Annotated in this window: 20 protein-coding genes; 15 read left to right on the forward strand and 5 right to left on the reverse strand. The window is 38.5% G+C overall.

Translation table 11 applies throughout. The annotated features are described in order from the left end of the window. Positions 1-68 precede the first annotated feature (68 nt). Genes BIV20_RS03490 through BIV20_RS03500 form a run of 3 tightly spaced genes read left to right on the forward strand, consistent with a single transcriptional unit; the run spans position 69 to position 2,398 of the window. On the forward strand, positions 69-827 hold the full coding sequence (locus BIV20_RS03490; RefSeq protein ID WP_075718103.1) for an ABC transporter ATP-binding protein: 759 nt from the start codon (positions 69-71) through the stop codon (positions 825-827). Position 828: 1 nt separating this feature from the next. Then, on the forward strand, positions 829-1,593 hold the full coding sequence (locus tag BIV20_RS03495; RefSeq protein ID WP_075718105.1) for an ABC transporter permease: 765 nt from the start codon (positions 829-831) through the stop codon (positions 1,591-1,593). Then, positions 1,565-2,398 carry an ABC transporter permease gene (locus BIV20_RS03500; RefSeq protein ID WP_075718107.1) on the forward strand — a complete coding sequence of 278 codons (834 nt, stop codon included), beginning with the start codon at positions 1,565-1,567 and terminating at the stop codon, positions 2,396-2,398. The genes BIV20_RS03495 and BIV20_RS03500 overlap by 29 nt, the downstream gene beginning before the upstream one ends. A gap of 7 nt (positions 2,399-2,405) precedes the next feature. Here the strand turns inward: BIV20_RS03500 and BIV20_RS03505 are convergent, their stop codons facing one another. Next, the gene (locus BIV20_RS03505) at positions 2,406-3,377 is read right to left on the reverse strand and encodes an alpha/beta hydrolase (protein ID WP_075718109.1); all 972 of its coding nucleotides are present in this window, start codon (positions 3,375-3,377) and stop codon (positions 2,406-2,408) included. A 5-nt stretch (positions 3,378-3,382) separates the two neighbouring features. After that, complete coding sequence (locus BIV20_RS03510; RefSeq protein WP_075718111.1) at positions 3,383-4,255, reverse strand: AraC family transcriptional regulator; 873 nt, start codon at positions 4,253-4,255, stop codon at positions 3,383-3,385. Positions 4,256-4,450: 195 nt separating this feature from the next. Here BIV20_RS03510 and BIV20_RS03515 point away from each other — a divergent pair, with 195 nt between their 5' ends. The 3 genes from BIV20_RS03515 (at position 4,451) to BIV20_RS03525 (ending at position 7,972) form a co-directional block, all read left to right on the forward strand. Beyond that, positions 4,451-6,706 (forward strand): glycogen/starch/alpha-glucan phosphorylase, encoded by a 2,256-nt coding sequence (locus BIV20_RS03515; RefSeq protein WP_075718113.1) that lies wholly within the window; start codon positions 4,451-4,453, stop codon positions 6,704-6,706. A 145-nt stretch (positions 6,707-6,851) separates the two neighbouring features. Continuing rightward, on the forward strand, positions 6,852-7,535 hold the full coding sequence (gene sfsA, locus BIV20_RS03520; RefSeq protein WP_075718115.1) for a DNA/RNA nuclease SfsA: 684 nt from the start codon (positions 6,852-6,854) through the stop codon (positions 7,533-7,535). 104 nt (positions 7,536-7,639) lie between these two features. Further along, positions 7,640-7,972, forward strand: coding sequence for a hypothetical protein (locus BIV20_RS03525; RefSeq protein ID WP_075718117.1), 333 nt, complete (start codon positions 7,640-7,642; stop codon positions 7,970-7,972). Between the two features lie 58 nt (positions 7,973-8,030). On the opposite strand, the gene BIV20_RS03530 is transcribed toward BIV20_RS03525, so the two are convergent. Beyond that, positions 8,031-9,311 (reverse strand): HlyC/CorC family transporter, encoded by a 1,281-nt coding sequence (locus BIV20_RS03530; protein ID WP_075718119.1) that lies wholly within the window; start codon positions 9,309-9,311, stop codon positions 8,031-8,033. A 163-nt stretch (positions 9,312-9,474) separates the two neighbouring features. Here BIV20_RS03530 and BIV20_RS03535 point away from each other — a divergent pair, with 163 nt between their 5' ends. Continuing rightward, positions 9,475-9,849, forward strand: a complete 375-nt coding sequence (locus BIV20_RS03535; protein ID WP_075718236.1) for a TIGR04086 family membrane protein — start codon at positions 9,475-9,477, stop codon at positions 9,847-9,849. An 11-nt stretch (positions 9,850-9,860) separates the two neighbouring features. Here BIV20_RS03535 and BIV20_RS03540 read toward each other — a convergent pair whose 3' ends face one another. After that, positions 9,861-10,070: a hypothetical protein gene (locus BIV20_RS03540; RefSeq protein WP_075718121.1), complete on the reverse strand. Its 210-nt coding sequence runs from the start codon at positions 10,068-10,070 to the stop codon at positions 9,861-9,863. A gap of 133 nt (positions 10,071-10,203) precedes the next feature. Between BIV20_RS03540 and BIV20_RS03545 the strand changes: the two genes are divergently transcribed. The 5 genes from BIV20_RS03545 (at position 10,204) to secD (ending at position 16,642) form a co-directional block, all read left to right on the forward strand. After that, positions 10,204-10,908, forward strand: coding sequence for a response regulator transcription factor (locus BIV20_RS03545; protein WP_075718123.1), 705 nt, complete (start codon positions 10,204-10,206; stop codon positions 10,906-10,908). Continuing rightward, positions 10,883-12,127: a sensor histidine kinase gene (locus BIV20_RS03550; protein ID WP_075718125.1), complete on the forward strand. Its 1,245-nt coding sequence runs from the start codon at positions 10,883-10,885 to the stop codon at positions 12,125-12,127. Before BIV20_RS03545 ends, BIV20_RS03550 begins: the two co-directional genes overlap by 26 nt. Positions 12,128-12,858: 731 nt before the next feature. After that, positions 12,859-12,999 carry a six-cysteine ranthipeptide SCIFF gene (gene scfA, locus BIV20_RS03555; RefSeq protein ID WP_075718127.1) on the forward strand — a complete coding sequence of 47 codons (141 nt, stop codon included), beginning with the start codon at positions 12,859-12,861 and terminating at the stop codon, positions 12,997-12,999. A gap of 91 nt (positions 13,000-13,090) precedes the next feature. Further along, positions 13,091-14,449 (forward strand): thioether cross-link-forming SCIFF peptide maturase, encoded by a 1,359-nt coding sequence (gene scfB / locus BIV20_RS03560; protein ID WP_075718129.1) that lies wholly within the window; start codon positions 13,091-13,093, stop codon positions 14,447-14,449. A 42-nt stretch (positions 14,450-14,491) separates the two neighbouring features. Beyond that, a complete protein-coding gene (secD, locus tag BIV20_RS03565; RefSeq protein ID WP_075718131.1) occupies positions 14,492-16,642 on the forward strand; it encodes a protein translocase subunit SecD in 2,151 nt (716 codons plus the stop codon). Between the two features lie 58 nt (positions 16,643-16,700). Here the strand turns inward: secD and BIV20_RS03570 are convergent, their stop codons facing one another. Next, positions 16,701-17,297, reverse strand: coding sequence for a hypothetical protein (locus tag BIV20_RS03570; RefSeq protein ID WP_075718133.1), 597 nt, complete (start codon positions 17,295-17,297; stop codon positions 16,701-16,703). Between the two features lie 167 nt (positions 17,298-17,464). Here BIV20_RS03570 and ispE point away from each other — a divergent pair, with 167 nt between their 5' ends. The 3 genes from ispE (at position 17,465) to BIV20_RS03585 (ending at position 20,636) form a co-directional block, all read left to right on the forward strand. Then, complete coding sequence (gene ispE / locus BIV20_RS03575; RefSeq protein WP_192848862.1) at positions 17,465-18,337, forward strand: 4-(cytidine 5'-diphospho)-2-C-methyl-D-erythritol kinase; 873 nt, start codon at positions 17,465-17,467, stop codon at positions 18,335-18,337. A gap of 3 nt (positions 18,338-18,340) precedes the next feature. Then, positions 18,341-19,015, forward strand: a complete 675-nt coding sequence (locus BIV20_RS03580) for a GntR family transcriptional regulator (RefSeq protein ID WP_075718135.1) — start codon at positions 18,341-18,343, stop codon at positions 19,013-19,015. Positions 19,016-19,154: 139 nt separating this feature from the next. After that, entirely contained in the window at positions 19,155-20,636 is a 1,482-nt protein-coding gene (locus tag BIV20_RS03585; RefSeq protein WP_075718137.1) for a spore germination protein, read from the forward strand. Positions 20,637-20,641 lie beyond the last annotated feature (5 nt).

Below are 20,641 nucleotides of genomic sequence, written 5' to 3' on the forward strand. Positions count from 1 at the left end.
TCCAATACTTTTAAAATAAATATCCAACATTGGATAAACAAGATTAAGTATCAGAAAGGAAGAAAGAGATGGAAAAAAGACAGTTAAGAGTGGACAAACTTACAAAATACTTTGATAACAAGGAGGTGGTAAAGGGGATTTCATTTGAAGTAAAGGAGGGAGAGATGATAGGTTTTCTCGGTGCAAATGGTGCAGGAAAGACCACAAGTATACGAATGATAACAGGGTTATTAAAACGTGATGGAGGAGAGATTACTTATCATGGAGCCGGAATAGAAAAGAATTATAAGGCTTATCAGCGCGAGATTGGAGTGGTTCCACAGGATATTGCTCTTTATAATGATATGAATGCTTATGACAATGTTAAGTTTTTTTGTTCCCTGTATGGATTTAAGGGAAAGGAATTGGCAGCAAGAGTGGAAGAGGCTCTTCGTTTTGTGGGGTTGTGGGAACATCGAAAGGAATCTCCGAAGAAATATTCAGGAGGAATGAAACGTAGATTAAATATTGCCTGTGCTATAGCTCATACGCCGAAGCTCTTAATTATGGATGAGCCGACGGTCGGAATTGACCCCCAATCAAGAAATCATATCATGGAGGCAATACGAGAGTTGAACAGAAGGGGAGCAACGGTTATTTATGTATCTCATTACATGGAAGAGATAGAAACATTATGTGACCGGATTATTCTGATGGATCATGGAAGTATCATAGAGGATTGCAGTAAAGAGGCGTTAAAGGAAAAATATGCAAAGAAGGGCCTGCGAAATCTGGAAGATATATTTTTGGATATTACCGGAACAGAGCTCAGAGATGAGGTGAATTAGAATGGCAGCATTTATGGCAGAGTTAAAAATGAATATCAGGCGGCGGCTGTGTGACGGATTTGCAGTAGGTTATAATATTGTTTTTCCGGTAATTATGATAGGTGTGCTTGGTGTATTATGTCGTAATTTTTCCCATGGTGGAATCAGTAGTTATCAATATTATACCGTTGTAATGGTTCCGTTCTGTACAGTAATGGCATTGATTACAGCAGCATATGCAGGAAAAGATGATGCATATGCAAAGACTGCGGAACGTGTCTTACTGTCCCCCATTTCCGTAGGAGAGCTTGTGGCAGCAAAAATAATATCATGTACCTTTGTAATTTTTTTCTGTAGTATTGTGACCTTTGTTGGAGCAGCTTTTGTTACCGGAATAGACCTTTACGGGATTGGGAAAATCATACTGTTGTATCTGGGATTAGCCTATGCTACAACAGCATTGGGAACTTGTATCGGACTTGGAATGAAGAACTTTATGGTGGTAAAAAATGTGATAAATATTCCAATCTGTCTTTTGGGAATTTTAGGAGGTGTATTTTTCCCAATGGGAACCTTTCATAAGTTTGGTCAGATGGCAATAAATTTGTCTCCATTCTATTGGATAGACAGGAGCATTTTTCTTATGCTGTATGACAGAAAAAGTGAGAGTATTTTGTTTGTTAGCGGAGTCCTGTTCTTAGCAGGAATTGTATGTAGTCTGTTAGCCGTATGCACATTTCAGAAAGGAGAGTATTGTAATGGCAGTTTACCAGGTTATGAACAATAATTTGAAGAGAGTTTTTCAAAATAAAATGACATACATATGGATGCTTGTAATTCCTATTGCTATTGGTCTGTTTGGAATATTTGGTTATAGAATCACAGAAAAGAGTATTCGAGTAGGAATCATTGAGAATCAAGGAAATGCAGAGATATTGGAAAAACTGGGAAAATTGGAGAATATTCAATATCAGATAGCAGATAAAGATACGATTCATACCGAGCAGATTATGGGAAAATACCAGTATGTCATAGATATAGATGAAATAGAGAAAGCGAATGCTGTAATAAATGAGCTTGAAAAAGTCACAGAAGCAAGCGAGAATACCAATCCGTTATCAGCATCAGCGCGAATGGCAGCTATGCTGATGACGGCATATATGGTCATTGCCACACTATATGCGGCAAAAGTAATTCAGGACAGAGATATGGGAGTCATTGAGCGTTTTTGTCTGGCCGGGGAAAAGAGACTTAGTTATTTTGGGGGATATGTGGTATCCACAGTAGTGATTGTAGGAATACAGATAGGAATCGCATTTCTTTTGCTGTCAGTGTTGGACAAGGATTTTTTACCTGATATGAGAATAAAATTGCTGGCAGCAGTTATGATTACAGGAATCACTACCCTATATGGTGTAATTCATGCATTTTTATACAAAAAGGAGATGACAGCGAATATTATGTCTTCCTCTGTGGCAATTTTATTGTCAATATTAGGAGGAACCTTTGTAGCAGTGGAAAAAATGCCAATGGTACTTCAACAGATAAGCTTAATCAGCCCTGTTCGGTGGCTTTTGGAAATAATAGGGTAAGAGATATTTACCCTATTGATTCCAAAAATTCAAATACCGTATCATAATATGTTTTCGGGTCCTTATCTACGGATTGTGCATGTCCTGCACCCGGAACAATCAGCAGTTCCTTTTCTCCATCGGCGGCCTCATACAGTTCATATGCCATATCCACCGGAACCATGTCATCTTCTTCCCCGTGGATAATGAGAACCGGAAGGTTGGTCTTTTTTACAGCCTCAAGTGCAGAGGCATCTTTTAAGTCATAACCACCCCGGAGTTGAAGTACCAGATTCATACTGTCTAATAGAGGAAAAGAAGGAAGCCCGAACCAATCCTTCATCTGTTTGGCGAACATGCTGTAAGCATCTGTGTAGGCACAGTCACTGACGATAGCAGATACCTGGGAAGGAAGAGTTTCACCGGACATCATTAAGGCACAGGAAGCTCCCATGGATTGTCCGTGAATGATGATTTCAGCCTCCGGGTCACGGGCAAGGATTTCGTTTAGCCAGAGCATGTTGTCTAGTCGGTCTGTCCATCCCATACCGATAAAGTCTCCTTCACTTTCTCCGCTACAGCGCATATCGGGTACCAGTGCATGATAGCCTCTTTGGACATACTGGCAGGCAATGGGGTAAAGTTCCTCTTTCCAACCTGTATAACCGTGAAGGAGCAGCACCCACTTATGGCTTTCTTCTTCAGGAGAAAAAGTAACGGCTTTGAACAAGTAATCATCTTCTGAAGTAAGACTGAGCTTTTCGTAGGAAGCTGTTTCTAACCATTCTTTTGTCTCCTGTATGGCAGCAGCATGATTATTCTGAATATCGCTGGTTTGCACCAGAGCTTTTACAGCAGTCTCCGTCACTTCTTCGAAGGCCTCTGTTTTTTCCATAAAAGAAGGAACCAGTGCCAGACTTACGGCAAAATAGCATATTGTCCAATGTAATATAAAAAGAAGAAGTAAGATAACCAGTAATATGTTTCGACATTTTTTCATATGTATCAGCTCCTGTTACGAAATGCAGTTGGTGTGCAGTCATATTTTCTCTTGAATAATCGATTAAAATAGGAAAGATTGTCAAATCCTGTTTCAGCAGCTATATTTACAATAGAATCGGACGATGAAATAAGAAGCCTTGCTGCCATGGTAAGCCGATAATCATTCAAGTAGTCCGTAAAAGAAACGGCCATATTATTCTTAAAAAACTTCATAAAATGTGATTGGGAAAATCCACAGATTTCTGCAGCATCCGCAACGGAAATTTTGTCACTGTAATTAGTTTCTACATATTTTAATATATCCTTTAGGCGGTCAAGAGACTTGTTCTGGTGACTGGGTAAAGGTTTCTTTATAAAAGAATTTAAGGCGTAGAAAAAGGTAAATAATTGCCCTTTAATAGCAAGCTCATAGCCGGGGGCGAAGGATTTACAAATATTGTCCATAGTATCCAGGCAGTTTGAAAGAATCGGGTAAACAGAAGAATCCGGGGTATAGTGGTTCCAGATGCCAATCTGACGCTGAAGTAAAGGTTGAAAGAATTTTTCCGTACAAGTATCTCCTTGAACTGCCATCAACATATTAAGTTGAAAAATGATATTTTCGTACTCCATGGATTGTTCTTCAAATTGTTCAATGGAATGAAGCTGTCCGGGAGGGACTACGATAATATCACCTTGATTTGCCACAATAGGAGCAAGATCCACCGTGATGCGTCCTTGTCCTTTCTTTATATATATAATTTCCATATCATTATGCCAATGAGCGGGAACCAATGGAAAGTCCAGTGGAATACTGCAAAGATAAATGTTAAATGGAAAATCTGCTAATCCGTGGGACTTAATCTCCTGTGTGTTTTCATATTCTAATATGTTCAAATAAATCGCTCCTTTTAAATTTGAATGTACCCATATTAAATGATATTGCGTTTAAGATGATAGTATTGTACTATATTATGCTATCATATTGCAAGAAAAATGAAAAAAATAAGGCTATAATGTACCCATAAGATAAAAAAAGAACACAAGACCCAGCGTCTTAAATTATCAATTTATTATTCTAGGAGGATAAAAATGAAGGTAAAAGAATTACTGGAAAAACAGTGTGGTAAGACAGTTGCTCAGTGCAGCAATGAAGAACTTTACTACGGATTACTTGCAGTAGTAAAAGAGTTAGCAAAAGAAAAAGAAAGCAATGCAGGAAAGAAGAAAATTTATTATATTTCCGCAGAATTCTTAATCGGAAAATTATTATCCAATAACTTGATTAACTTAGGAATTTATGATGAAGTTGCTGAACTTTTTGCTGAAAATGGAAAAGACATCAACTTAATCGAGCAGGTTGAGCCGGAACCATCTTTAGGAAATGGTGGATTAGGACGTCTTGCAGCATGTTTCTTAGACTCCATGGCAACTCTTGGATTAAACGGAGACGGTATCGGATTAAACTACCACTTCGGATTATTCTTACAGAAATTTGAAGATCGTTTACAGAAAGAAAACAAGAATCCTTGGATCGAAGAGCAGAGCTGGCTTACAAAGACTGATGTAACATATCCGGTACAGTTCGGTGGATTTACAGTACAGTCCAGAATGTATGACTTAGATGTAACAGGATTTGAAAACAGAACCAACAAATTACATTTATTTGATATTGAAACAATCGATGAAAGCTTAGTAGGAGATGGAATCGATTTCGATAAAGAAGACATTAAGAAGAACTTGACATTATTCTTATATCCGGATGATTCTGATGATGCAGGAAGATTATTACGTGTATACCAGCAGTACTTCATGGTAAGCAACGGAGCTCGTTTAATCCTTGCAGAAGCAGAAGCAAAAGGATGTAACTTACATGACTTAGCAGATTATGCAACTATCCAGATTAACGATACACACCCAAGTATGGTAATTCCTGAGTTGATTCGTCTGTTAATGGAAAGAGGAATCCGTATGGATGAGGCTATTGAAATTGTTTCTAAGACTTGTGCATACACCAACCATACTATCCTTGCAGAAGCATTGGAAAAATGGCCAATGGATTACCTCAACAAGGCAGTTCCACAGTTAATGCCAATCATTCGTGAATTAGATACAAGAGTAAAAGAAAAATTCAGCGATAAGTCTGTAGCAATCATCGATGATGAGAATCGTGTACACATGGCACATATGGATATCCACTACGGATACAGTGTAAACGGTGTTGCATACTTGCATACTGAGATTTTGAAGAAGAACGAATTAAACAACTTCTACAAAATCTACCCAGAAAAGTTCAACAACAAGACAAATGGTATTACATTCCGTCGTTGGTTAATGCATTGTAACAAAGGCTTAAGCCATTACTTAGATGATACTATCGGAACAAGCTGGCACAAGAATGCAGATGATCTTGAAAAATTATTAGCATTCAAGGATGATGATGCAGTATTAAACAAATTACTGGAAATCAAGAATGACAATAAGAAAGCATTAGCAGCTTACTTAAAGGAAACTCAGGGATTAGATATTGATCCGAATTCTATCTTTGATATTCAGATTAAGCGTCTCCATGAGTACAAACGTCAGCAGATGAATGCATTATATGTAATTCATAAATATCTGGATATTAAGAAAGGTAATAAGCCAAGCACACCAATCACTGTTATCTTTGGTGCAAAGGCAGCTCCGGCTTACATTATTGCAAAAGACATCATTCATTTGATTTTATGCTTACAGGAAGTAATCAACAACGATCCAGAAGTAAGCCCATACTTAAAGGTTGTTATGGTAGAAAACTACAACGTAACTAAGGCTGAGAAGTTAATTCCAGCATGTGATATTTCCGAGCAGATTTCCTTAGCTTCTAAGGAGGCATCCGGAACAGGTAACATGAAGTTCATGTTAAACGGAGCACTTACTCTGGGAACTATGGACGGAGCTAACGTAGAAATTGCAGACTTAGTAGGCGAAGACAACATCTACATCTTCGGTGAATCTTCTGATACTGTAATTGAGCACTATGAGAAAGCAGATTATGTATCTAAGAAATTCTACGAAGAAGACGAAGACATCAAGGAAGCTGTTGATTTCATCGTAAGTGATACTTTATTAAAGGTTGGACATAAAGAAAATCTGGAAAGACTTTACAACGAGTTACTGAACAAAGACTGGTTCATGACTCTGTTAGACTACAAGTCTTATGCAGCTAAGAAAGAAGAAATCTACAAGGATTACGAAGACCGCAAGACATGGGCTAAGAAGATGCTTGTAAATACTGCAAAAGCAGGATTCTTCTCTTCTGACAGAACTATCGCAGAGTACGATAAGGATATCTGGAAATTAAACTAATTTCTAAAAAATGATATAAGTGAAAGAGGATACCTTTTATAAGCCACAAAAGGCATAAGAGGTATCCTTTTTCTTTACACAAATAAAAGAATATGATATTTTTGTTTGTGTAAAGTAACGAAAGAAAATAGGTATATAGGAGAATATGAAATATAAAAATGTAATAACCGGAAAGTTTAAAAGCCGTCCGAACCGTTTTATTGCTATGGTTGAGATTGACGGAAAAATAGAAAAATGTCATGTGAAAAATACCGGAAGATGTAAAGAATTATTACTCTCGGATGCAGAAGTATATCTGGAAAAGGGGGATAATCCGAATCGAAAAACAGCTTATGACTTAGTTGGTGTGAAAAAGGGAGAACGAATGATCAATATGGACTCTCAAGCTCCAAACAAGGCAGTAAAAGAATGGTTAGAAAAAGAAGTATATTTCAAACATATAACATACCTAAAACCCGAATGTAAATATGGAAACTCCAGGATAGATTTTTATTTGGAAACAGCTGAAGGACGGAAAATATTCATAGAAGTAAAGGGTGTTACCTTGGAAGAAAATGGTATTGCCAGATTCCCGGATGCTCCTACAGAACGGGGAATTAAGCATATTCAGGAGCTGCAGGAGGCGGTGACAGATGGATATGAAGCATATATTTTATTCGTTATCCAGATGAAGGAAATCCTGCATTTTGAACCCAATGACAGAACGCATAAGGCATTTGGTGATGCATTGCGGGAAGCGGCAGAACATGGAGTTGGAGTTCTTGCGTATGAATGTGTGGTGACAAGGGAGAGTATGTGTCTGGATGAGGCAGTCAGAGTCTATTTATAATTATTTTTGACCATTGATTTTTTTACCCTCAGATGATATAGTTTTATCACACCGAAAGGGCTTTTACATAGGATACCAACACAAGCAGAAGAAGGAGGGATAGGATGACAGATAGTGAAAAACTGGACGTAATCATTTCTACGTTGAATGAGCATACGGCAATATTGAATGAGCATTCCGCAATATTAAATGAGCATACAGCGATATTGAATGAGCATTCCACTATGTTGAAAAAACATGATGAAGAAATTTCCTCCATGAAGTTCCTGCTTGAAAATGAAATGCGAGTAAATATTCAGAGGGTAGCTGAAGGGCATTTAGACCTTTCCAGAAATCTACATGAGTTCGTACAGTTAAGGAGTGAATTGCTGTTGCTGTCAGTTATGGTCAGACAGTTAGAATCCGATATGCGTGAGGTAAAACAGAAGATTTCATAAGCAATACAAAAAAACATCCTGTTAGCGTTTCCTAACAGGATGTTCTTTTTGTATTGAGTTATGCCTCTTCCTCTTCTTCATTTAAATTCTCAGGAAGCTTCATAAATATTTTATTAATACGATTTTTTTCCATGTCTTCTACCCGAAGGAAAACACCTTCCGAGGTAGTGGCACATTCGCCTACGGTAGGCAGATGGTCTAAAAGACCAATCATATATCCACCAATAGAATCATAATCTTCAGATTCCCAACCTAGTTCCAAGGTAGAGCATAAGTCCTCCAGATTCATAGAACCCTGTACCATATATTCATAATCATTAATTTGCTGAATCGGATCTTCTTCATCCATATCGTATTCGTCACGGATTTCACCAACGATTTCCTCTAATAGGTCTTCTAATGTAATAAGACCGGCAGTAGCACCGTATTCATCCAGTACGATGGCAATATTAATGGAAGATTTCTTCATTTCCACCAGAAGTTCTGCTGTGCTCTTGTGTTCATAGGTATAGTAAGGTTTTCTTAAAATATCCCGAACAGAAAAGCTGTCCTTATCTTCATAGAGTAGCAAATCCTTCATGTTAATGATACCAATGACATTGTCTGTAGAGTCTTCATAAACCGGAAGACGGGTAAATTTGTCTTCACGGAAAATATCAATTAACTCCTGATATGTACTGTTGATATCTGCAAAGGTCATGTCAATTCGGGGAACCATAACTTCCTTTGCCTGAGCATCACCAAAATCGAATACATTGTTAATCATTTCACGTTCTTCTGTTTCAATAACGCCTTCTTCATGGCTTACATCCACAATGGTACGAAGCTCATCTTCTGTCATGGTATTCTGTGCTTTGCTTGCATCTACACGAAGCAGTTTCAAAAGTCCCATGGCCAACCAGTTGACAATAAATATTATCGGGGTCAGTACCTTCATGAGAAAACAAATAACTCCTGCATAGGAAAGTGCGATGCTGTCGGCATGAATCGTAGCAAGTGTTTTTGGAGATATTTCACCAAAAATCAGTACCAGTAATGTTAATACACCGGTTGCGATTCCTGCTCCTGCGCTTCCGAATGCTTTCGTTGCCAGGGTAGTTGCGATGGAAGATGCAGAAATATTTACCAGATTGTTTCCAATCAAAATGGCAGAAAGCATCTTACCAGAGTTGTCAGTTATTTCCAAAACTTTTTTTGCCCGTTTATTTCCCTCATCCGCCAAAGTTCGAAGACGTATTTTATTTGAGGTAGTTAAGGCAGTTTCCGCAGAAGAAAAAAATGCGGATAACATTAATAATATGACTAAAACTATTAGCTGTATGACGTCACTTGTGTCCAAGTACATCTCTCCTTTCAATACATAAATATAACGGAAAGTAGTGCTATTTGCAAGGTTTTCAGAAAAAATTCAGAAATTATATGAAATTTTTACCGGATGGGAATAGGAAGAAAGCGGAAAGAATATGATAAAATAGAATGATTTGAAATATGAGGAAAAGGAAATGGAAAAGGGAAATATCAAGCAAACATGGGGATTATCCATACTAAAGATATTGCTACTTATGTATATGATTACAGGGATTCTTTTAGTGATTTTGGCAGGACTGCTCTATAAACTGCAACTGAGTGAGAGTGTGGTGTCGGCAGGTGTGGTAATTATCTATGTGGTATCCGGATTTTTAGGAGGTTTTGTTGCAGGAAAAATTATGAAAACCAGAAAATTTTTATGGGGAATGGTGTTAGGTGGGTGCTATTTCTTCATTCTTGTAGTTGGTTCTATTGCCTTCCAACATGGCATTGGAATGGAAATAAGTAGAATTTTCACTACTTTCATATTGTGTATTGCATCAGGAATGATTGGAGGGATGGCAAGTTAAAGGAGAGGATATTAATCCCCTCCGGGTCCATCCTTTCGAGGGCGACTGCTTTCCGGTAGTGGCTCTGTTGGTTCTACAGCACGGTTCGTACAGTATCGACTGTCGGACTCTTTGTTCTTGGGTAAATCAACTTCTGGAATATTTCCGTCATCATAGACATTTTTGGTATCTTTCATATCGTATTTGTCCTTTCTAAGAAAAATAACTCTAAAAAATATCATAATTAGAGTTCCCTGTATTTTAAAAAATATGTCCACGATTAAGATTTTTTTAAGATTTTCATTGAGTTTTCTTTTCGGAATGCCTATTATAATTACAGATGTAAAACGTAAGAAGGCAAGGAGTAACAAAGTGATGGAACAACAGACAATTCTGGTAGTAGATGATAATAAGGAAATTGTATTTTCCCTGGGGAAACTTCTGGAATATGAGGGATACCGTATTTTAAAGGCATATGACGGAATAGAGGCATTGGATGTATTGCAGGAGGAAACGGTAGACTTAATACTGCTGGATGTAATGATGCCGCGACTAAACGGATTGTCCGCCTTGATGAAGATACGGGAAAATAACAAGATTCCGGTAATTATACTGTCTGCGAAAACAGAGGAAAGTGATAAGGTGTCAGGACTTGTGATGGGAGCGGATGACTATATTGAAAAGCCTTATAATCCGGCAGAGCTGACTGCGAGAGTAGCGGCACAGTTAAGACGTTATCATACCTGGGGTGGGGGTGCACCTAAGGCAGAGGAAGACCGTTTGGTGAATGGCGGTGTAGTTCTGGACAGGCAGACAAAGACAGCAGAAGTTGACGGGGAGGAAGTGAAGCTGACGGCTACAGAGTATCGGATACTGGAATTGTTGATGGAGCATCCGGGGCAAGTATTTTCCGCAGAGCAGATTTATGAAAAAGTCTGGAAGGAAATAGCGAATTATGCAGTGGAAAATACGGTAATGGTACATATTCGTCACATTCGTGAAAAAATTGAGATTAATCCGAAAAAACCAAAATATGTAAAGGTGGTGTGGGGCATTGGATACAAAATGGAAAAATATTAAGAAGATATGTGAGATGCGCAAAAATAGTAAGGTGAGAATTGGACTTGCTGTGGTATGTGGTGGACTGGGGATAAAGCTACTGATTTATCTTTGGCAGGAGTATTATAAGTTACTAAGTGAGGCTGCATGGTTTGCAGGAAGTATTGTGAATGTGTTGCTGGGAATTACATTGATTAATGTAATAAAATGTATCATGGATAAGCGATACAAAGAATGGGATTCATTTATAGAGGATTTTTATCAAAGATGGCAGAAGGAATGGAAAAAACAACAGAAGATAGTGATTGGTTGTGGTGTAGGGGCTGGAATTATAGCAGTTTTTCTTTTCAAAATCATTATTCTTAATCCGGAAAGATATTATTGGTATGGTGGAAATTATAGTGTGGGATATATGACCATTGCAATAGTTTTCATACAGTTCATAGTGGCAGAAGCTACAGTAATCCATTATATGAATCAAATGTTGAATCATCATGTGGCGGATATGGAAGCCATTGTACAGAAGAATGTGCAGGAAGCTATGGAAACTACTATTCGTAGTGAGAGGATGAAAGTAGATTTGATTTCAAATGTTTCCCATGATTTAAAAACGCCTCTGACTTCAATGGTAGGGTATATCGAATTGATAAAAAAGGAAGAAATGAGTGATATCGTTTCTGATTATGTAGAAGTGTTGGGAAATAAGGCACAGAAGTTAAAAGAAATGATAGACAGTCTTTTTGATTTAGCCAAGACCAGCAGCGGTAATATCAAGCTTAATATGGAGCAACTGGAATTAAATCGCCTTGTGGAACAGGTGCATGCTGATATGGAGGATAAGTTTAAAGAAACTAATCGAGAATTGGTTATGGATTTGACAGAGGAGAAAACGGCATTTACTTCAGATAGTAGTTATATGTATCGTGTGTGTCAGAACCTTATGGAGAATGCATTGAAATACTCTGCAGAACATACCAGAATCTTTTTTAAGACCGCAAAAGTACAGGAAAATGGAAGAGAAATGGTACGGTTTGAAGTGACGAATACAGCGAACTACCCAATGAATTTTACAAAAGAAAAAATTGTAGAGCGATTTGCAAGAGGAGATGAAGCCAGAACCACGGAGGGAAACGGATTGGGACTTGCTATTGTAAGTACCTATACCTCAGCTTTGGGAGGAATCTTTGATGTGAACATTGATTGTGACCAGTTCAAGGCAACGGTAGAGTTTCCGGTGTAGGTACAATTCCAACATGATTTTGTGCACATAAAAATACTTATGGGAAGTTACAGATATTTTTCATTCTGATTTTCTTTCAGATTTGGCAAGTGTAAACCTAAAGCACTTTTGTGCATGTCTTATATTGCATTTGCAGGAAATGTATTTTCCTAAATTCGTTGTCTGAGGTTTTTCCTTCTTCTGCAAAGAACCTGATACAAAAAATTGGATTTTCATATGAACCCACACTTATGGTTCTTCTAGACAGCAGCAACAAGAATGTTCAATTCGGGTATGCCAAAAGAACTCGGACAGATACACATTCAAGACAATGTTTCTCTGTCCTCAGACATCTTTCTGGCATACTCATTCATTCTTTTATGCTGCTGTAAGAAGAACACAAAGTGTTCAACATATGAAAATCCAATTTTTTGTATTCAGGTTCGGTTGCATGAAGGGAAAAACCGAGTTTCGAATTAGGGAAATTAATATCATTCCTGCAAATGCAATATTTAGACATGCTAAAAAGTGTGTCTGGCTTTACACGTTCAAATCTGAATAAAATCAGAAATAGAAAAGATGTGACTTCCCATAAGTATTTTTATTGGTACGAAAATCATGTTGGAATCGTGACAGACAGTAAGAAAATACAAAAAATACTTTGCAATCCGTAGCAAGTATGATATAATAATCCTAGTTTTTTCGGGATTAAGCTCGAAGTGTACACATTTAATAGAAAGGAAGTATTTCTTATGAAACACGTAAAAACATTAAATACAAGAAAATTACAGAACACAGTTAAAAAAGGCGGATGCGGTGAATGCCAGACTTCTTGTCAGTCTGCATGCAAGACTTCTTGTACAGTAGGAAATCAGAGCTGCGAGAATAAATAAGTTTATAGAAAAAGAATAAAAACACAGAGGAAAGACCGTTCGTGGTAGCGAGCGGTCATTTGTGCGTTTTAATAGAAAGAGAGGAACTGCAATGGTTCACCAGTATAAGAACAATGGATACAATATTGTGCTGGATGTAAACAGTGGGGCGGTACATGTTGTAGATGATGTGATGTATGATGTTATTCCGATGTTTGAAGAGCATAAAAAGGAAGAGATTGTACATAGTTTAAAGGGAAAGTATAAGGAAGCTGATATTGAGGAAGCTTGGGAAGAAGTCAAAGAATTAGCTGAGGATGATCAGTTATTTACAAAGGATGAATATGAAGGCTATATTGACCAGTTTAAGACCAGACCTACCGTAGTAAAGGCATTGTGTCTGCATATTGCCCATGATTGTAATCTTGCCTGTCGCTATTGCTTTGCGGAAGAAGGAGAGTATCATGGTAGAAGAGAACTGATGACTTTCGAAGTTGGTAAGGCAGCATTGGATTTTTTAATTGCTAATTCCGGGAATCGTCGGAATCTGGAGGTAGACTTTTTCGGTGGAGAACCACTGATGAACTTCGATGTGGTAAAACAGTTGGTAGCATACGGAAGAGAGCAGGAGAAAATTCATAATAAGAACTTCCGATTCACGCTGACAACCAATGGCGTATTATTGAATGATGACATCATGGAGTTTGCCAATAAAGAGATGGGCAATGTGGTATTGAGCATTGATGGAAGAAAAGAAGTTCATGATTATATGCGTCCATTCCGTAAAGGGGCCGGAAGCTATGACTTAATTGTGCCTAAGTTCCAGAAGTTTGCAGAGAGCAGAAATCAGGATAAGTATTATGTAAGAGGAACTTTTACACACAATAATCTGGACTTTTCAAAGGATGTATTGCATTTGGCTGATTTGGGATTTAAACAGATTTCCGTAGAGCCGGTAGTGGCACAACCTACAGAAGACTATGCATTAAAAGAAGAAGATTTACCACAGCTTTTCGAGGAATATGATAAGCTGGCAGTGGAAATGATAAAAAGACATAAAGAAGGAAAAGATTTCAACTTTTTCCATTTTATGATAGATTTAGAAGGTGGTCCATGTGTGGCAAAGAGATTGTCCGGATGCGGTTCAGGAACGGAGTATCTTGCAGTAACACCATGGGGAGATTTTTATCCTTGCCACCAGTTTGTAGGAAATGAAAAGTTTCTGATGGGAAATGTATACGATGGCATTAAGAACACGGAATTGCAGAGTGAATTTAAGTGTTGCAACGTATATGCGAAGGAAAAGTGTAAAAACTGTTTTGCAAGATTTTATTGCAGTGGCGGTTGTGCTGCGAATTCCTATAATTTCCATGGAAGCATTACAGATGCTTACGATATTGGATGTGAGCTTGAGAAGAAACGTGTAGAATGTGCTATTATGATAAAAGCTGCATTGGCAGATGAAGCATAATTGATAACGCATAGAGAATAACACAAGAGAGGAAGAACTATCATGAAGAAAAGCAGAGCTATGGGGATTCTGGTTCTGATTCTGGCAATTTTGGCAGGTATGACTTGGTATGCCGGAACCATTATCTCGACTGTCGGTGTTGGAGAAAATCGTAACATCAAATTAGGCCTTGATTTAGCAGGTGGTGTCAGCATTACCTACGAGGCAGTAGAAGAAAAACCATCCGCCGAAGACATGAAAGACACTGTTTATAAGTTGCAAAAACGTGTGGAAAAGTATAGCACGGAGGCAAGTGTATATCAGGAAGGTTCCAATCGTATCAGTATTGAGATACCGGGAGTTTCTGATGCCAATACCATTTTAGAGGAAATGGGAAAACCGGGTTCCTTAGAATTTCAGACATCTGCCGGGGAAACAATCTTAGACGGAAACGATATTAAGGATGCTCAGCCGGAGACTTACACAGACGAGCAGGGAAGAAGACAGAATGTAGTATCCCTGACTCTGACGGAAGAAGGAACGAAAAAGTTTGCGGAAGCGACAGAAGCAAATCTGGGAAAACAGATTCCGATTGTATATGATGGTGAAACTATTAGTAGTCCAAACGTACAGTCAGTAATTTCTGATGGAAATGCACAGATTACCGGAATGGAGAGCTATGAAGCAGCTGATGAATTGGCTTCTACCATTCGTATTGGTTCCCTTTCCTTGGAACTTGAAGAATTGAACTCAAAAGTTGTAGGTGCACAGCTTGGAACTTCTGCAATGTCCAGTAGTTTATTGGCAGCAGCCATTGGTCTGGCAGTAGTGATTTTGTTTATGATTGTAATGTATCGTATACAGGGATTTGCATCCGGTATTGCATTGATTTTATATTCTGCATTGATGGTATGGGCATTATGGATTTTCGACATTACTCTGACCTTACCTGGTATTGCAGGTATTATTCTTTCCATTGGTATGGCAGTTGATGCAAATGTTATTATCTTTGCCAGAATACAGGAAGAAATTGCAGCCGGAAAAGCTGTAGGTACAGCGATGAAGATTGGTTATGACAAGGCATTGTCAGCTATTGTAGATGGTAATGTTACGACTTTAATTGCAGCAGTAGTATTAGGACTGAGAGGTTCCGGTCCTGTGAAGGGATTTGCTTATACCTTAGGAATTGGTATTGTATTATCCATGTTTACTGCATTGGTAGTAACCAGATGGCTGATGAAATGCTTCTATGCACTAGGTGCGAAAAGTGAAAAACTTTATGGTAAGAAGCCGGAAAGAAAAACCATCAATTTTCTTGGAAAACGAGCAGTTTTCTTTACAGTATCAATTGCATTGATAGCAGCCGGATTTATTGGAATGGGTGTGCATAATGCAAATGGAAACAAGGTATTAAATTTCAGTCTTGATTTTGTAGGTGGAACTTCTACAACAGCAGAGTTCTCAAAAGAATATTCTATTGCAGAGATTGATAAGGAAATTGTTCCGGTAATTGAAAACCTGACCGGAGATAAAAACGTTCAGACTCAGAAGATTAAGGAGTCTAACCAGATTGTAATTAAGACACGTTCTTTGAATTTAGAAGAACGTGAAGCATTAAATGATACATTAGCAGAAAAGTTTGGGGTAGATAAAGAAACCATTACTTCTGAAAATATCAGTTCAACTATCAGCTCCGAAATGAAGTCTGATGCAGTCTGGGCAGTAGCAATCGCAACTATCTGTATGTTGATATATATATGGTTCCGGTTTAAAGATATTCGCTTTGCAGGAAGTGCAGTATTGGCACTGGTACATGACGTATTAGTAGTGCTTGCCTTCTATGCAGTTGCAAGAGTTTCTGTTGGAAATACTTTTATAGCATGTATGCTGACGATTGTAGGTTACTCTGTTAATGCAACAATTGTTATCTTTGACCGTATTCGTGAGAACTTGCCGGTTTTACGCGACCAGAATGAAGAGAACTTATTGGAAGTGGCGAACAAAAGTATTACACAGACATTGTCCAGAAGTATTAATACCTCTCTGACAACCTTTGTCATGGTTGCGCTTCTGTTTGTTTTAGGAGTAAATTCTGTGAAAGAATTTGCATTACCTCTGATGGTTGGTATCATCTGCGGTACTTATTCTTCTATATGTATTACGGGAGCGTTATGGTATACCTTCCGAGTAAAGTTTAAGAAAAAAGAAAAATAATAAGGTAGAAATAGAAAAAGAGAAGCATTAGCTTCTCTTTTTTTAGTATTAAATCGTTTTATTCCGTTTCGCTTGCTTCAGTCTTATCCACACCGGCCCACTGATCAAATTTCTTCATAACAGCATCGTAGGTTTTCTGAGAAATTTCCGGTAACTCTCTGCCCCATGATTTGGTAGCAGCTTTAAAACCTTTTTCGAAGGCAGCACGCATGGATTCAGCTTTCTCTGGGTCATCGCCCACCAGAGCTTTTGCAAATTCAATAATGCGGTCAGAAGTCTGTTCTACGCCCCAGTAACCGTCTTCTGCAATATCAGCCTGCGCCTGCGCTTTTACTTCCGGAGTAACGGTGTAATCACCACTTGCCAGGAATTTCCACATATCGTCAACTTGACCGATTTTTATGCCCTGTTGAGACATCATTTTTTCAACCAGACTCTTTAATTGAGAAGTTCTTGCATCAGCATCTGCTTTCAGGCGAGCAACAACATCTTCCTTGGCATAGATTGTTTTGGAAGAGGTATCCGTACCTTTTTCATAAACGACTCCGGTATCTTTTTCACTTGATTTAGAGTCGGTAGAAGTTGATTTTGTGTAAGTTTTGGTATTAGTTGCTGCAGTATAAGCAGCTGCATTAGTAACACTGTTTACGTTCATAGTAACCCTCCTTGGAAAAAATCAATGGGTATCCATACCCGTTTTTACTATTCTTGTATTTTCTATCGGCAGGAAAATGGAGAAAATTAATAGCTTAATGATTGACTTTTTATATAAAAAATGTTTAACTAGTAAGTAGTATGTATACAAAATACAGGAGAAAAACAATGTATGAAATGAGACTCAGGGCACTGGCAAAAATAAATCTGGGACTGGATGTTATTCGAAGAAGAGAAGATGGCTATCATGAGGTGAAAATGATTATGCAGACCATCCGGCTCTATGATCGGATTACCATTAAAAAAACGAAAAATCAAAAGATACAGGTGAAGACAAACTTGTTCTATTTGCCGGAAAATGAGAATAATCTGGTATATAAGGCAGCGAAGTTGCTTATGGATGAATTTCAGATACAGCAGGGTGTGCAAATTGATTTGCAGAAGTTTATTCCGGTTGCAGCGGGTATGGCAGGAGGAAGTTCAGATGCAGCGGCTGTATTGTATGGAATGAATCGAATGTTCCGGTTAGGTTTGTCCACAGAAGAATTAATGCAGAGAGGAGTAAAGATTGGTGCAGATGTTCCTTATTGTATTATGAGAGGAACAGCTTTGGCAGAGGGAATAGGAGAGGAATTAACAGAACTTATGCCGGCACCGGAGTGTAAGGTATTAATTGCGAAACCGCCCATTAGTGTATCTACCAAGTTTGTGTACGAGAATTTGAGGTTGGATGAGAATACAAAACATCCGGACATCGATCTTTTGGTACAGGATATTGAAAGGGGAAGTCTTAAGGATATGGCGGCACATATGGGAAATGTGTTGGAAAGTGTTACTATCCCAAATTATCCGGTAATTGCTGAGATTAAGGAACAGATGATAAATGATGGGGCATTAAATGCCATGATGAGTGGAAGCGGTCCTACTGTATTTGGTTTGTTTGAGGACAAGGAAAAAGCAGAATATGCGTATCACCGGATGCGGGAAGGAAATCTTGCAAAACAGGTGTATTTAACGGAAATATACAATAACAGGAGGTAGACCATGGCTGATAAATTGGAATTAAACATGAATGCGTATTTGCCCTTGCGTGATGTAGTATTCAATACATTGCGTGAAGCAATTTTAAAGGGAGAATTAAAACCGGGAGAACGACTGATGGAGTTACAGTTAGCTTCTAAGCTTGGTGTCAGCAGAACACCAATCCGTGAAGCAATTCGTATGTTGGAATTGGAAGGGCTTGCAGTAACGGTACCAAGAAAGGGTGCGGAAGTTGCACGAATGACAGAGAAGGATATGGAAGATGTGCTTCAAATTCGTAAGGCATTGGATGAACTTGCGGTAGGTCTTGCGTGTGATAATATTCAGGAGTCTGATTTGGAAAAATTGCAGGTGGCATTGAAGAACTTTGAAGCAAGTACCAGAAGTCATGATGTAAAAAGGATTGCACAGGCAGATGTAGAGTTTCATGATGTGATTTATCAGGCTGCGAATAATCCCAAACTAGTAAACATGCTAAATAATCTGCGGGAACAGATGTATCGTTATCGTGTGGAGTATTTAAAGAGTGAAGAGAGCTATCCAACGCTGATTCAGGAACATGAAAAGATTTTTGATTGTTTGAAGAGAAAAGACAGAGATGAAGTGATACGAGTTATGAGTTATCATGTGGTAAATCAGGAAATGATGGTAAAAAATATTATTCGGGAACAAGAGTAAACCGTTGTGGTTTCTTACATATTTCTTGAATAAACAAGAAAAATCTGGGAAAAATAGAAAAAAGAGAAAGAAAAAGAATTCCTATCATAGGGATTCTTTTTTTACGCTATAAGATATAAATGAAAGAAGGTGAAGTATTATGCCCAAAAAGATTACCACAAGGCTAGAGGAAAACATTCGAAATTATGAAGAACTGTTCTCGGATTGTGCTGACATTAAGAAAAGACGAATTAAGGTGGGACAGCATTTAAAAAAGGAATGCTATATTGCCTACATTGAAGTGGCGGTCAGTGGTACGGATTGGAAGGAGTCAGCCATTGGAAAGCTGTTAAATACATTACGGGAGCTACCTGAGGAAGAATTAGCCTCTTATGTAAGAAGCAATACATGGGATATATCAGATTCGGAGCCGTTTGAGACTATCGAAGATGCAGCTCAGGGTATGTTGACAGGAGATGTTATTTTCTTTTTAGAGGGTTATGAACGGGCATTGAAGATTCCGGATCAGGGATATCCTGGAAGAGGTGTATATGAAGTAGAGTCAGAAAAAGTAATACGGGGCTCTAATGAGGGATTTTCAGAGTCTATCAAGCTTAATACAGCATTAATCCGAAAGCGTTTGCGCAGTCCTCATGTCAAGGTAAAGGAAAGCTTTGCGGGGAGAAGAACACATACCAATGTGGATTTAGTCTATATGAAGGATTTGATTTATCCGGGAATGTTAGAAGAAATTGAAAAGCGTTTGCAGGAGTTTGAGATAGATGGAACATTGGACAGTGGGATTATTGAACAGTTGACGGAAAAAAGGAAATATTCTCCATTCCCGCAGTTTCAGACCACTCAGAGACCGGATAGGGCAGCTATGGCAATTTTAGAGGGAAGGATTGTGTTGCTTTCGGATAATTCGCCTGTGGCGCTGATACTTCCGGCAACCTACAACACCTTTATTCAGACCAGTGATGATTATTACAGTCGTTGGGAGATTGCTTCTTTTACCAGAATATTGAGATATGTAGCCTCTTTTCTTGCCATGACATTTCCGGGGCTTTATCTTGCTATGACTAATTTCCATACCCAGATTTTGCCCACAGACTTATTGCTTTCCTTAGCAGCAGCAAGGCAGGGAGTACCGTTTCCGGCGGTAGTGGAGGTTCTTTTGATGGAGTTGGCATTTGAATTGCTTCGAGAGGCAGGAGTACGACTTCCGGGAGCCAATGGAAATACCATTGGAATTGTGGGAGGATTGATTATCGGTCAGGCGGCAGTGGATGCAAATATTGTAAGTCCCATTGTAGTAATTGTAGTGGCATTGACTGCCCTTTGTTCCTTTGCTGTACCTAACGAAGAATTTGCTACGGCATTTCGAATCTTGAAGTTTGCATTTATTCTGGTGTGTGGCTATCTTGGTTTCTTCGGATTTTTGCTTGGAATTATGGCAGTACTGATTCATTTGTCTCATTTGGAGAGCTTTGGAATTCCATATTTGTCTCCTTTTGTGGGGGCGGATTTGAACGGATATCAGGATGAACGAGATACTTTTTTACGTCTCCCTCTGAAGTTCTTGAAAAAAAGACCGGTTTATACCAGGAATGGAGCAAGAACCAGACTAAAAATAAAGTAAGGCGG

The sequence above is a fragment of the Roseburia sp. 499 genome, from assembly GCF_001940225.2.
In the GTDB taxonomy this organism is placed as follows: domain Bacteria; phylum Bacillota; class Clostridia; order Lachnospirales; family Lachnospiraceae; genus Petralouisia.

Excerpts from the sequence above, each read along its gene's own strand:
- BIV20_RS03580 (WP_075718135.1), top strand. The coding sequence starts at position 18,341 with ATGGCTGATAAATTGGAATTAAACATGAATGCGTATTTGCCCTTGCGT.
- BIV20_RS03495 (WP_075718105.1), top strand. The coding sequence starts at position 829 with ATGGCAGCATTTATGGCAGAGTTAAAAATGAATATCAGGCGGCGGCTG.
- BIV20_RS03570 (WP_075718133.1), bottom strand. The coding sequence starts at position 17,297 with ATGAACGTAAACAGTGTTACTAATGCAGCTGCTTATACTGCAGCAACT.
- BIV20_RS03585 (WP_075718137.1), top strand. The coding sequence starts at position 19,155 with ATGCCCAAAAAGATTACCACAAGGCTAGAGGAAAACATTCGAAATTAT.
- BIV20_RS03535 (WP_075718236.1), top strand. The coding sequence starts at position 9,475 with ATGGAAAAGGGAAATATCAAGCAAACATGGGGATTATCCATACTAAAG.
- secD (WP_075718131.1), top strand. The coding sequence starts at position 14,492 with ATGAAGAAAAGCAGAGCTATGGGGATTCTGGTTCTGATTCTGGCAATT.
- scfB (WP_075718129.1), top strand. The coding sequence starts at position 13,091 with ATGGTTCACCAGTATAAGAACAATGGATACAATATTGTGCTGGATGTA.
- BIV20_RS03525 (WP_075718117.1), top strand. The coding sequence starts at position 7,640 with ATGACAGATAGTGAAAAACTGGACGTAATCATTTCTACGTTGAATGAG.
- scfA (WP_075718127.1), top strand. The coding sequence starts at position 12,859 with ATGAAACACGTAAAAACATTAAATACAAGAAAATTACAGAACACAGTT.
- BIV20_RS03540 (WP_075718121.1), bottom strand. The coding sequence starts at position 10,070 with ATGATATTTTTTAGAGTTATTTTTCTTAGAAAGGACAAATACGATATG.
- BIV20_RS03545 (WP_075718123.1), top strand. The coding sequence starts at position 10,204 with ATGGAACAACAGACAATTCTGGTAGTAGATGATAATAAGGAAATTGTA.
- BIV20_RS03505 (WP_075718109.1), bottom strand. The coding sequence starts at position 3,377 with ATGAAAAAATGTCGAAACATATTACTGGTTATCTTACTTCTTCTTTTT.
- BIV20_RS03500 (WP_075718107.1), top strand. The coding sequence starts at position 1,565 with ATGGCAGTTTACCAGGTTATGAACAATAATTTGAAGAGAGTTTTTCAA.
- sfsA (WP_075718115.1), top strand. The coding sequence starts at position 6,852 with ATGAAATATAAAAATGTAATAACCGGAAAGTTTAAAAGCCGTCCGAAC.
- BIV20_RS03515 (WP_075718113.1), top strand. The coding sequence starts at position 4,451 with ATGAAGGTAAAAGAATTACTGGAAAAACAGTGTGGTAAGACAGTTGCT.
- ispE (WP_192848862.1), top strand. The coding sequence starts at position 17,465 with ATGTATGAAATGAGACTCAGGGCACTGGCAAAAATAAATCTGGGACTG.
- BIV20_RS03490 (WP_075718103.1), top strand. The coding sequence starts at position 69 with ATGGAAAAAAGACAGTTAAGAGTGGACAAACTTACAAAATACTTTGAT.